The sequence below is a fragment of the Sphingomonas sp. Xoc002 genome (genome assembly GCF_050408055.1).
Taxonomy (GTDB): Bacteria; Pseudomonadota; Alphaproteobacteria; order Sphingomonadales; family Sphingomonadaceae; genus Sphingomonas; species Sphingomonas yabuuchiae.
The window spans coordinates 3,477,501-3,489,684 of sequence record NZ_CP191175.1 but is presented as its reverse complement, the minus strand read 5'-3'; the positions used below and the strand labels follow the sequence as shown (position 1 = coordinate 3,489,684).

Sequence of the window (12,184 nt, the reverse complement as noted above, 5' to 3'; positions counted from 1 at the left end):
ATGGGTCAGAAATAGCGCAGCCAGCGCAGATCGCGGCGGCGACGCTTCAGGTCGGCGAACCATCGGGTCGGGTAATAGAGCGGCACGATCAGCAGCAGATAGACCAGCCACATCGCCCCGACCGAGGGCAGGCCGAACACCTGCCCCTGATTGGTGCCCCAGATCGCCACCGCGCCGAGATACAGGCCGCGCAACACATAGAGGTGGAGCAGATAGAAGCCCATCGGCGCGCCGCCCATCACCGCCAGCTTGCGCGCGACCGGCCCGCTCCGCCCCTCGAACAGGGCGAGCAACAGCGCCGCGACGCCCAGGGTGGACAGCAGGAACAGCAAGGACGGCGGATATTTGGTCAGCGCCAGAAAACTCATCACGCTGCGCAGCGGGTCGCCCGGCACCATGGCCCAGGGCGCATCGCCATAGCCGTTGATCGTCCGCAACAGGATGAAACCCAGGATCAGCCCCAGCCCAAGCGCCGCCAGCCAGCGTCGCCGCTCCCCGGCCGGGCGGGTGAACCACGGTCCGATCGCAAAGCCCAGCGCGATCACCCCGATCCAGGGCAGTACCGGATAGGTCGTCTTGATGGTGATCCCCATCCATTCGAACGCACTGCGCTTGTGGATCAGCGCCCAGGGCTTGAACCAGGGGCTGTCGGGCGCGAAGGCGATGGGGTCGAGCAGATTGTGCCCCGCCACGATCCCCAAGCCGATCGCCGCAACCGCGCCGCGCGGCAGGTGGATCAATCCGGCGAGCGCGATCATGCACACGCCGATCGCCCAGATCACCTGCAACCAGATGGTCTGCGGCGGGAACCGCGCCGACCAGGCAAAGCCGACCAGCGTCAGTTCCAGGAGCATCAAGAACAGGCCGCGCGTCAGGAGGAAGCGGCGGGTCTCCGCGCGGCTGTGCGTCTGGCCATAAAGCCAGGCCGACAGGCCGGTCAGCGCGATGAAGGTCGGCGCGCAGAGCGAGGCCAGCGTCCGGCTGAAGAACAGGGCAGGCGCGACGAGGCGCGCATCCATCGGGTCGCCGACCGCCCAATGCGTGCACAAGGTATCCCGCACATGGTCGAGCAGCATGATGACCATGACCAGCCCCCGAACCGCATCGATGCTCGCCAGCCGCGCGGCGGCGGAGACGGGCGGGGTAGCCCGGCGCACGGCGTCATGGGGCAGGGTCAGGCTGGTCACGCATCCGCCTCCGGCCAGGGCGCGTCGATGACGAGCAGCAGCCGGTCCTCGCCGGTCCCCGCAATCGGCGGCGAGCGGTGGATGATCGCCCGGTCGCCCGCACGCTCGCGTCCCTTGAACAACCCGACATCGCCCGCCGACAGGGCGCGCGGCGCGGTTTGGTCGGGCGCATCCTGGGGCAACCACTGGGTCGCCTGTCCGCAATAGGTGGTGATCAACCGCAGGCCGACATAATCGGCGTGGAATTTCCAGCAGCCATTGCCCGTGACACGCTCGATCCGTACCTCCACCCGCTCCTCGCCGGTCCAGGTCGCATAGAGCATCGCCAGTCGCGCGACATCGGCGGCCAGCGTTTCGTGCCACGGCTCAGGGGAAAGGGCTGCCACCGCTTCGAGGACCTTGGCGGCGACGCCCTGCGTGTTCGCGGCAAAGCGGATCGTCGGAAAATCGGTGAGAGCGGGCGCAGGCAGGGGCGAGGGACGCTCCCAGACGGCCAGCGTCACCTGCGGCTGGTCGATCGTCGCCAGTATCGTGGAGTCGCTGTCGATCCGCACATGATCGGGCAGGGACAGGGGACGGGGCGGGGCGGTGTCGGCCATGGGGATCATGTACATCATCTTCGATCATTCGTGTTACGGTGTAACATTACCAGATCGGATATGATGACGAAACCCCGGGTGCCTCTCATGCAAAAGGGGCGGCACCTCGCGGCACCGCCCCCCTTGGTTTTACTCCCGACGGGCCGGTTTACGCGGCGTCTTCATCCGGGAAGATGTTGGCGGGCTTCGACCCCCACAGCGCATAGGCGAGCACGATGATCTCGCAGGCCATGGTCAGGAAGAACGAGTTCTGCAGGCCGTAATGATCGGCCAGCCAGCCCTGCACCACGACGAGTGCGCCACCGGCGATCGCCATGATCATCAGCCCCGAGCCTTCCTCGGTCAGCGGACCCAGGCCACGGATGGCGAGGGTGAAGATGGTCGGGAACATGATCGAATGGAACAGGCCCACCGCGATCAGCGCCCACATCGCCATCGGGCCGGTGGTGAAGGTGGCGATCGCGACGACGACGAGCGCGCCGAAGGCGAAGACGGTCAGCACGCGTTCCGGCGCGACCTTCTGCATCACGAAGCTGCCGAAGAATCGACCGACCATCATGCCGCCCCACAGCAGCGACAGATAGCGCGACGCCTGGTCATGCGTGACGGCGGCGATGTTGGGCTGCGACACGAAGTTGATGAACAGGTTGGCGACGCCGATTTCGGCCAGCAGATAGGCGATCATCGTCGGGATGCCGAGCGTCAGGTTGCGATGCTTCCACAGCGAATGCTGCTTGCGCTCGGCCTTGGCGGCGCGCTGCGTCGACGAACCCAGGGCGGGCAGGGGGAAGCGCGCGATGATGATGGCCAGCACGACCAGCACCACGGCGACCAGCGCATAGGGCAGGATGACCGACTGGGCATCGGCGTAACGCTGCGCCTGGGTCAGCGCGGCGCCCGCCTCGGCGGTGCCGCTGCGGCTGCGGCCGAGGATCAGATAACCGGCGAACAGCGGCGCCAACGTGGTGCCCAGCGAGTTGAACGCCTGCACCAAGTTGAGGCGCGACGAGCCGGTTTCGGGCGGGCCGATGACGGTCACATAAGGGTTGGCCGCCACCTGGAGCAGCGTGATGCCGCTGGCGATGACGAACAGCATGACCAACGTCACGCCGTAAGAGGGCAGGCTGGCGGCCAACGTCATGCCCAGCGCACCCGCCGCCATGATCAGCAGGCCGATGACGATCGACTTCTGATAGCCGACGCGTTCGATCAGCTTGGCCGAGGGGATGGAGGCGAAGAAATAGGCGATGAACCAGACCGACTCGATCAGCGTGGTCTGGGCGTAATCAAGTTCGAACACCGACCGCAGATGCGGCAGCAGCACGTTGTTGATGACGGTGATGAAGCCCCACATGAAGAACAGGCTGGCGAGGAGAGTCAGCGCCGACGTGTAGTTCGCGGCCTTTCCCCCGACAGGCGTTGCGCCATTGGCGCGGGACGTGACGGGTGGTGCGGCCATGAAATCCTCTCCTTCGCGCCGGCGAACATCATCAAAAGATGTTCGTTGACCGGCTTGCTCCTGATATTTTGTCTGACTATAGTGACGCAAAAGGCGCGTCAATGGCGTCTGGCGACGGAGGGATGAGGCATGTCGATGGCGTCAATCAAGAGCTTTCTTACATTGGTAGCGGTAACCTCCGCAATGACTTCCACGGCCGCTCTCGCGAGCGAGGCAAAGCGCGCCCCCGCCGGCTATGCGGCCGAGGGTGGTGCCATCGAAACGGTGACCCTGACCAACAAGGCCGGGCTGTCGGCGCGCGTCCTGACCTATGGCGCGACGCTTCAGTCGGTGATGGCCCCGGATCGCGACGGCAAGCTGGCCGACGTCCTGCTCGGCTATGACAAGGCCGAGGATTATGTGAATCATCCCAATTTCTTCGGCGTAACGGTCGGCCGCTTCGCCAACCGCATCGGGGGGGGGCGCTTCACGCTGGACGGCAAGAGCTATCAGCTGCCGCTGAACGACAAGGTCAACTCGCTGCACGGCGGGACCAAGGGTTTCGACAAGAATCTGTGGAGGATCGTGTCGATGAAGGACGGCGCCACCGCCAGCGTGGTGATGGCGCTGACCAGCGCGGACGGCGACCAGGGCTATCCCGGCAAGGTCGACGCCACCGTCACCTATTCGCTGGACGAGGCGGGGTCGCTGACCATCGCGTTCGAGGCGAAGACCGACAAGCCGACCGTCATCAACATGACGAACCACGCGATCTTCAACCTGAACGGTGAAGGTTCGCCGCTGGGCGCGACCTTCCACAAGCTGACCATTCCGGCCGCCGCCTTCACGCCGGTCGATGCCAAGCTGATCCCGACCGGCGAGCTGAAGCCGGTTGCGGGCACCGTGTTCGATTTTCGCGCGGCCCGCGTCGTCGCCGACGGCATTCGCGACGGCAACGACCAGCAGATCCGCTACGGCCAGGGTTACGATCATAATTTCGCGCTGGACAAGGGCCTGACCGCCACGCCGCAGCTGTCGGCGCGGCTGGAGGATCCCGCCTCGGGCCGCGTGCTCGAAGTGCTGTCGACCGAGCCGGGCGTACAATTCTACACGGGCAATTTCCTCGACGGCACCTATGTCGGCAAGAAGGGCCATCTGTACCGCATGGGTGACGGCATCGCCCTGGAGCCGCAGAAATTCCCGGATTCGCCCAACAAGCCGTCCTTCGTCTCCCCGCGCGTCGATCCGGGTAAGCCCTACCGGCATACCATGATCTATCGCTTCTCCACCGTTCGCTGACCGAAAGCCTGACATGACCGACACGCCCACCCAGAAGCTGCGCAGCCGCGCCTGGTTCGACAATCCCGACAATATCGACATGACCGCGCTCTATCTGGAGCGTTATCTGAACTTCGGCCTTTCGCTGGAGGAGCTTCAGTCGGGCAAGCCGATCATCGGCATCGCGCAGAGCGGCTCCGACCTCTCGCCCTGTAACCGCCACCATCTGGTGCTGGCCGAGCGCGTTCGCGAAGGCGTGCGCGAGATGGGCGGCATCGTCCTGGAATTCCCGGTCCACCCGATCCAGGAAACCGGCAAGCGTCCGACCGCCGGTCTCGACCGCAACCTGTCCTATCTGGGGCTGGTCGAGGTGCTGTACGGCTATCCGCTCGACGGCGTGGTGCTGACGATCGGCTGTGACAAGACGACCCCGGCGATGCTGATGGCGGCCGCGACGGTCAACATCCCGGCGATCGCGCTGTCGGTCGGGCCGATGCTCAACGGCTGGCACAAGGGCGAGCGCACCGGCTCGGGCACCATCGTGTGGAAGGCGCGCCAGATGCTGGCGGCGGGCGAGATCGACGATGCGGAGTTCATCCGCCTGGTCGCGTCGTCGGCCCCCTCGACCGGCTATTGCAACACCATGGGCACCGCGACCACGATGAACTCGCTGGCCGAAGCGCTCGGCATGTCGCTGCCGGGTTCGGCCGCGATCCCCGCGCCGTATCGCGATCGCCAGGAAGTCGCCTATCTCACCGGCAAGCGCATCGTCGAGATGGTGAACGAGGATCTGAAGCCCTCCGAGATCCTGACCAAGGACGCGTTCCACAACGCGATCAAGGTCAACTCGGCGATCGGCGGTTCGACCAACGCGCCGATCCACCTCGCCGCCATCGCGCGTCACATCGGCGTCGACCTGCCCGTGCAGGACTGGGAAAGCGAAGGCCACAAGGTGCCGCTGCTCGTGAACCTGCAGCCTGCGGGCGAGTATCTGGGCGAGGATTATTACCGTGCGGGCGGCGTGCCCGCCGTGGTCAACCAGCTGATCGAGCAGGGGCTGATCCACGAGGACGCACTGACCGTCAACGGCAAGACCATGGGCGAGAATTGCCGTGGCGTCGCCATCGAGGACGAAAAGGTCATCCGTCCCTTCGCGCAGCCGCTGGTCGAGGAAGCGGGCTTCATCGTGCTGTCGGGCAATCTGTTCGACGCCGCGATCATGAAGACCAGCGTGATCTCGCCCGAATTCCGCGAGCGTTATCTGTCCAACCCCGACGACCTGAACGCCTTTGAAGGTCCGGCGGTCGTGTTCGACGGGCCGGAGGATTATCATCACCGGATCGACGATCCCGCGACCGGCATCACGCCCGAGACTTTGCTGTTCATGCGCGGCGCGGGGCCGATCGGCTATCCGGGCGCGGCGGAAGTCGTCAACATGCGTCCGCCCGCCTATCTGATCACCGAGGGCGTGCATTCGCTGCCCTGCATCGGTGACGGGCGCCAGTCGGGTACGAGCGGTTCGCCCTCCATCCTGAACGCCAGCCCCGAGGCGGCGGCGATGGGCGGCCTGGCGCTGATCCAGACCGGTGACCGGGTGCGTATCGACCTGAACACCGGCAGCGCCAACATCCTCATCTCCGAGGAAGAATTGGCCGAGCGTCGCAAGACCCTGGCGGCGGCGGGCGGGTACAAATACCCGGCGTCGCAGACCCCATGGCAGGAAATCCAGCGTTCGGTGGTCGGTCAGATGTCGACCGGCGCGATCCTGGAAGGCGCCGAGAAGTATCAGCGCATCGCCCAGACCCAGGGCCTGCCGCGCGACAACCACTGATACGGGCACTGACGATCATGGCGACCGGTCGGGCGGATCATCCCGCCCGGCCGGTCGACCCGCCGACGTCAGTGATTCTGCAGCCAGGCCAGGGCGGCATCGTACGACAGGAAGGCGTCGAGATGCTCGAGCGGGTAGTTTTTCCGAACCTGCAATTTCAGCGGGCTGGAATCGACGACCAGGGCCAGGCGATCGTCGGGATTGTAATGGGCCATGATCCCGTCGCGCATGGCCTGCACCATGGCCATCGACATGATGGGGGCGCCCCGCCGGTCGATCAGCGCCTTGGCATATCCCAACTGGCGGCGCGATTCGTCGAGAAAGGGCTGGAAGGCCAGCCAGTAGCGATCCGCGATCTCGGGAGACCACTGGCCATGTGCGCGAACGTGGATGATGTACCGATCGTCCATCGTAACGGTGAACGCGGGATCTTCGATGCGCATGCGATTCCTGTTCACTGGCCGCTGCCGAGGGGCAGGGGCCGTTGCTTTGGTTCTAGACGGGTAGAGGCAGGATTTGAACAACCTGCATTTGTGGAACGCCCCAGAACGGGGCGGCCGACCCGGGGGCCTCTTGACCTGAACCGGACAGCAATCGATACCGCTAACAAATCTTCGGAGAGGAATTATGGCCAGCAATCATACCGACCTGATGGGCGCTTTGCCGGACGATTGGCGGGACGGACGCTTTGTCGGTCGGATCGACCGGGGTGAGGGGCCTTGCCCGATCCTGGTCGAGAACGGCCAGGTCTATGACATGAGCCGCGTGGCCCCCACCGTCTCGGCGCTGCTGGCGAGCGGCACGGTCGAGGCATCGCAGGGCGAGGCGCTGGGCGAACTGGCCGATCTGAACCTGTCGCCGGAAGCGGGCGCGGCCCATCGGCTGCTGTCGCCGATCGACCTGCAATGCGTGAAGGCGGCGGGCGTGACCTTTGCCGTATCCGCGCTGGAGCGGGTGATCGAGGAGCGTGCGCGCGGCGACCATGCCAAGGCGGCGGGGCTTCGCGACACGCTGGAGGCGGCACTCGGCGGCAACATCCGCTCGGTCGTGCCCGGCTCGCCCGAGGCCGCGCAGCTGAAGGACGCGCTGATCGCCGAAGGTCTGTGGTCGCAATATCTGGAGGTCGCGATCGGCCCGGATGCGGAGATCTTCACCAAGTCGCCGGTGCTGTCGACGGTGGGATGGGGGATGCCGGTCGGCGTCCGTTCCGACTCGACCTGGAACAACCCGGAGCCGGAAGTGGTGCTGGTCGCCGATGCCCATGGCAAGGCGGTCGGCGCGACGCTCGGCAACGACGTCAATCTGCGCGATTTCGAGGGGCGTTCGGCGCTGCTGCTCGGCAAGGCGAAGGACAATAACGCGTCCTGCTCGCTCGGCCCGCTCGTCCGCCTGTTCGACGACGGCTTCACCATGGACGATGTGCGGTCGAGCGAGGTCAAGCTGACCATCACCGGCACCGACGGCTATGTGCTGGAGGGCGCCAGCTCGATGGACCAGATCAGCCGTGACCCCGAGGATCTGCTCGGTCAGGCGCTCAGCGAGCATCATTACCCGGACGGCCTCGTCCTGTTCCTCGGCACGCTGTTCGCGCCGACCCAGGACCGTGACGAGCCGGGGCGTGGTTTCACCCACAAGGTCGGCGACACGGTCGTCATCACCAATCCGCGCCTCGGCACGCTGGTCAATCCGGTGATGACCTCGGCCGATGCCCCCGCCTGGACCTTCGGTCTGGGCGACCTGATGCGCAACCTGGCCAAGCGCGGCCTGTTGTGACGGAGACTTCCATGTTGCAGAAGACCAGTGCCGCGACCGACATGGTCGCGCGCTACCCCAGCCTGATCGACAAGCGCGTCATCGTGACGGGCGGCGGCTCGGGGATCGGCGAGGGGCTGGTCGAGGCGTTCGTGGCGCAGGGCGCGCGCGTCGCGTTCGTCGACATTGCCGAGGATGCGGCCCAGGCGCTCGTCGACCGGCTGACCCCCGATGCGCGTCATGCGCCGATCCAGCGCCGCTGCGACCTGACCAACCTCGACAGTCTGAAGGCGATCTTCGTCGATCTGGAAGAGGCGCTGGGCGGTGTCGACATCCTCGTCAACAATGCGGGCAATGACGATCGCCACAGCATCGAGGACGTCACCCCGGCCTATTGGGACGAGCGGCTGAACGTCAATCTGCGCCACCAGTTCTTTGCCGCGCAGGCGGTGATCCCCGCGATGAAGCGGGCAGGCGGCGGCGCGATCCTGAACTTCGGATCGATCAGCTGGCATCTGGGTCTGAACGACCTGGTCCTCTACCAGACCTGCAAGGCCGCGATCGAGGGGCTGACCCGCAGCCTCGCGCGCGATCTGGGGCGCGAGAATATCCGCGTGAACACCATCGTGCCGGGCAATGTGCAGACGCCGCGCCAGGAAAAATGGTACACCCCCGAAGGCGAGGCGGAGATCGTCGCGGCGCAGTGCCTCGACGGGCGTATCCAGCCGTCGGACGTGGCGGCGCTGGTGCTGTTCCTCGCGTCGGACGATGCGAAGATGTGTACCGGTCACGACTATTTCATCGACGCCGGTTGGCGGTAACAAACCGGGCGAGAGCAAGGAGAGAGTGATGCAGCAGGCCGAACATTGCCTGACCGTGGGTGCGACGCTGGGCGAAGGCCCGATCTGGGTCGATGACGCGCTTTGGTTCGTCGATATCAAGCAGCAGCGCATCTACCGCCATGATCCGGCTGCCGGCACGCTCGATCAATGGGCCTCGCCCGAAATGGTCGGCTGGATCGTCCCGGCGCAGCGCGGTGGTTTCGTCGCCGGGCTGAAGTCGGGGCCGCATCACTTCGACCCCGCGACCGGCGGTTTCGAACGGCTGGCCGAGGTCGACACGCATCTGCCCGCCAATCGCCTGAACGATGCCTGTGTCGACGGGCAGGGGCGGATCTGGTTCGGCACGATGGACAATGACGAGACCTCGCTGTCGGGCCGCCTGTTCCAATGGGCCGCAGGACTGGTCACGCCGACTAGTGCGGATGCGGTGTGCATCACCAACGGTCCCGCCATCTCGCCGGACGACTCGACGCTCTATCATGTCGATACGCTGGGCAAGGTGATCCTGGCGCATCCGATCCTGGGTGACGGTACGCTCGGCCCCGCGACCGAGTTCGCGCGCTTCGGCGATGCGGACGGCCATCCCGACGGCGCGATCTGCGATGCCGAGGGCGGCGTGTGGGTCGGTTTCTTCGGCGGCTGGGCCGCGCGGCGCTACGGCCCGGACGGCGTGCTGACCGACGAGGTGCGCTTCCCCGTGTCCAACATCACCAAGATCGCGCTGGGCGGCCCCGATGGCCGCACCGCCTATGCCACCACCGCGCGGCAGGGCCTGTCGGAAGAGCAACTGGAAGAACAGACCCAGGCGGGCGACATCTTCACCTTCCGGGTTACCGTTCCCGCCAAGCCGGTCCACCGCGCGGCGATTTGAATCCTTTTTTCTCCTCTCCCCTGGACAGGGGAGAGGGTTAGCGGAGCTTGCCAGCGTGCTGGCTAGCGCAGCTCGGGTGAGGGGTTGAGCGAGCCAAAGGCTCGCGCGCTCGCGTCCCGCGAACGCACACCCCTCACCCAGCTCCGACTAAGCCTTTGCTTTCGCAAAGACCAAGTCTGCGCAACCCTCTCCCCTCGATGAGGGGCGAGGGAGGGAAAAGCATCACAGAATGGCGATTCGGCCGGAAAACTCTCATTCCCGAACCCGGCGTCTCGGGTGGCCCGCTCCCTTTACGGGGGCGGGCCTTCTATCCCTCCATCGCGCTGCGGGTATCCTCCAGCGCCAGATCGACGAGCAGCCGCATCGCCTCTCCCGCCGCCTCGACATCGCCCGCGGCGATCGCGTCATAGACCTTCACATGGTCGGGCACCGGATTGCGGGGCAGCGCGCGCGACCGCTGCTTGAACTGGGTCGTCCAGGCGACCGCCGCGCCGATGCTGGCGGACAGCACGACCAGCGCGTCGTTGCGCGTCGCGGAGAGCACCGCATTGTGGAAGTCCCGGTCGGCGGCCCGCCCCGCATCGGTGGCCAGCGTATGGCGGCGCATCGCCCCCAGGGCGTCGCGCATGTCCTTCAGGTCGGTCTTGTCGCGACGCTCGGCCGCCAGTCGGGCGGCGGCAGGCTCGACGATGGCGCGAAGTTCGAACAGGCTGCGCACGAAGTGAATGTCCGGCTCGCCCGAAAAGGCCCAGGCCAGCACATCGGGGTCGAGCAGGTTCCAGCGGCTGCGCGGCAGGACACGCGTGCCGGTCTTGGGCCGGCTTTCGACCAGCCCCTTGGCGCTCAGCACCTGCACCGCTTCCCGGTACGCGCTGCGCGACACGTCGAGCGCTTCGGAAAAGGCGACTTCCCCCGACAGCGTGTCGCCGGGCCGATACTCGCCCGAGACGATCGCCGCGCCCAATTTGTGCGCGATCGCGCCATGCAGGCGGCGGCCGGTGCCGCGCCGGGCCTTGGGGGCGGCCTCGTCAGACCCCATCTCTCCGACGGTTTCGGGCGGCGCGTCGCCGTTCGTCATGCTGTCACTCATCGATCGTACCTCTCCGCCCCCATCCTTACCCACAACCTTTAACATTGCCATCGCTCCGTCAAACTAATATGTCGGAGTAATATAAAGGAGCTTCCCCTATGACCGATTTCCGTTCGATCGACGCCGCCACCGGCCAGCCGGTGGGCGACGCCTTTGCGGTGCACGGACCGGCCGATGTCGAGGCGGCCTGCGCCGCGGCGGAGGAGGCGTTCGACGTCTATCGCGCCACCAGCCGCGAGGAGCGCGCCGCGTTCCTCGACAAGATCGGTGCCGAGATCATGGCGATCGGCGACGACCTGATCCAGGCGGCGATGCGTGAGAGCGGCCTGCCGCGTGCGCGTCTGGAGGGCGAGCGTGGCCGCACCGTCGGCCAGCTGGGCCTGTTCGCCAAGGTGCTGCGCGCCGGGGCCTATCTGCAGGTCCGCATCGACCCCGCCATGCCCGACCGTCAGCCGCTGCCGCGCCCCGACCTGCGCCTGCGCATGGTGCCGCTGGGTCCCGTCGCGGTGTTCGGCGCGTCGAACTTCCCGCTCGCCTTCTCGACCGCCGGTGGCGACACCGCGTCGGCGCTGGCCGCCGGTTGCCCGGTCGTGGTGAAGGGCCATCCCGCCCATCCGCAGACCGGCGCGCTGGTCGCCGCCGCGATCGAGCGGGCGGTCGAAGCCTGCGGCCTGCCCAAGGGCGTGTTCAGCCACCTGACCGGCCCGAGCAACGAACTGGGTGCGGCGCTGGTCCGCGATCCGCGCATCGCGGCGGTCGGCTTCACCGGTTCGCGCGCGGGTGGCCTGGCGCTGGTCAAGATCGCGCAGGAACGCGCCGTTCCGATCCCCGTCTATGCCGAAATGTCGAGCATCAACCCGGTCGTGCTGATGCCCGAGGCGCTGAAGGCGCGCGGCGCGGCGCTGGGCACCGCGTTCGTCGGTTCGCTGACCATGGGCGCCGGGCAGTTCTGCACCAATCCCGGCCTGCTGCTCGCCATCGAGGGCGAGGGGCTGGACGCATTCGTCGAGGCGGCGCGTACCGCGCTGCCCGAGGCGGCGGCGCAGACCATGCTGACGCCGGGCATCCACGCCGCCTATACCAAGGGCACCGAGTCGCTCGCCAGCCATGACAAGGTCGAGACGATCGCGCAGGGCAAGGTGGGCGAGGGCATCACCGCCGGTCGCGCCGCCTTCTTCCAGACCACGGCCGAGGCATTCCTCGCCGACGAGGCACTGGGCCATGAAGTGTTCGGCGCATCGTCGATCCTGGTCCGCTGCCGCGACGAGGCGGAACTGACCGCCGTGCTCAAGGCCG

The 12,184-nt window shown here is 66.6% G+C and carries 11 protein-coding genes (1 of these 11 running past the window's edge); 6 read left to right on the top strand and 5 right to left on the bottom strand.

Going from position 1 to position 12,184, the window contains the following annotated elements; genetic code table 11:
• Positions 1-5: 5 nt before the first annotated feature.
• From ACQR50_RS15985 to ACQR50_RS15975, 3 genes are all read right to left on the bottom strand, one after another.
• Positions 6-1,187 carry a DUF1624 domain-containing protein gene (locus ACQR50_RS15985; protein ID WP_428969058.1) on the bottom strand — a complete coding sequence of 394 codons (1,182 nt, stop codon included), beginning with the start codon at positions 1,185-1,187 and terminating at the stop codon, positions 6-8.
• A complete protein-coding gene (locus ACQR50_RS15980) occupies positions 1,184-1,804 on the bottom strand; it encodes a DUF1826 domain-containing protein (protein WP_428969057.1) in 621 nt (206 codons plus the stop codon). Before ACQR50_RS15980 ends, ACQR50_RS15985 begins: the two co-directional genes overlap by 4 nt.
• A 130-nt stretch (positions 1,805-1,934) precedes the next feature.
• On the bottom strand, positions 1,935-3,245 hold the full coding sequence (locus tag ACQR50_RS15975; protein ID WP_428969056.1) for a sugar MFS transporter: 1,311 nt from the start codon (positions 3,243-3,245) through the stop codon (positions 1,935-1,937).
• Positions 3,246-3,428: 183 nt separating this feature from the next.
• On the opposite strand from ACQR50_RS15975, the gene ACQR50_RS15970 reads away from it, so the two are divergent.
• Together ACQR50_RS15970 and ACQR50_RS15965 are read left to right on the top strand one after the other, a co-directional pair.
• Complete coding sequence (locus tag ACQR50_RS15970; RefSeq protein ID WP_428969055.1) at positions 3,429-4,523, top strand: aldose epimerase family protein; 1,095 nt, start codon at positions 3,429-3,431, stop codon at positions 4,521-4,523.
• A 13-nt stretch (positions 4,524-4,536) separates the two neighbouring features.
• Positions 4,537-6,333 (top strand): IlvD/Edd family dehydratase, encoded by a 1,797-nt coding sequence (locus ACQR50_RS15965; RefSeq protein WP_428969054.1) that lies wholly within the window; start codon positions 4,537-4,539, stop codon positions 6,331-6,333.
• Between the two features lie 68 nt (positions 6,334-6,401).
• On the opposite strand, the gene ACQR50_RS15960 is transcribed toward ACQR50_RS15965, so the two are convergent.
• Positions 6,402-6,776 (bottom strand): hypothetical protein, encoded by a 375-nt coding sequence (locus ACQR50_RS15960; RefSeq protein ID WP_428969053.1) that lies wholly within the window; start codon positions 6,774-6,776, stop codon positions 6,402-6,404.
• A 184-nt stretch (positions 6,777-6,960) separates the two neighbouring features.
• Between ACQR50_RS15960 and ACQR50_RS15955 the strand changes: the two genes are divergently transcribed.
• From ACQR50_RS15955 to ACQR50_RS15945, 3 genes are read left to right on the top strand one after another with little or no spacing between them, the layout of a single operon-like run.
• Positions 6,961-8,106, top strand: a complete 1,146-nt coding sequence (locus ACQR50_RS15955) for a fumarylacetoacetate hydrolase family protein (RefSeq protein ID WP_428969052.1) — start codon at positions 6,961-6,963, stop codon at positions 8,104-8,106.
• 11 nt (positions 8,107-8,117) lie between these two features.
• Positions 8,118-8,906, top strand: a complete 789-nt coding sequence (locus ACQR50_RS15950) for an SDR family NAD(P)-dependent oxidoreductase (protein WP_428969051.1) — start codon at positions 8,118-8,120, stop codon at positions 8,904-8,906.
• Between the two features lie 28 nt (positions 8,907-8,934).
• Positions 8,935-9,798 (top strand): SMP-30/gluconolactonase/LRE family protein, encoded by an 864-nt coding sequence (locus ACQR50_RS15945; protein ID WP_428969050.1) that lies wholly within the window; start codon positions 8,935-8,937, stop codon positions 9,796-9,798.
• A 307-nt stretch (positions 9,799-10,105) separates the two neighbouring features.
• On the opposite strand, the gene ACQR50_RS15940 is transcribed toward ACQR50_RS15945, so the two are convergent.
• On the bottom strand, positions 10,106-10,837 hold the full coding sequence (locus ACQR50_RS15940; RefSeq protein ID WP_056431939.1) for a FadR/GntR family transcriptional regulator: 732 nt from the start codon (positions 10,835-10,837) through the stop codon (positions 10,106-10,108).
• A gap of 149 nt (positions 10,838-10,986) precedes the next feature.
• On the opposite strand from ACQR50_RS15940, the gene ACQR50_RS15935 reads away from it, so the two are divergent.
• On the top strand, positions 10,987-12,184 hold the 5' portion of the coding sequence (locus ACQR50_RS15935; RefSeq protein ID WP_058746693.1) for an aldehyde dehydrogenase (NADP(+)). 326 nt of this gene lie beyond the right edge of the window; only the first 1,198 of its 1,524 coding nucleotides appear in the window; its start codon is at positions 10,987-10,989; its stop codon lies off the right edge, out of view.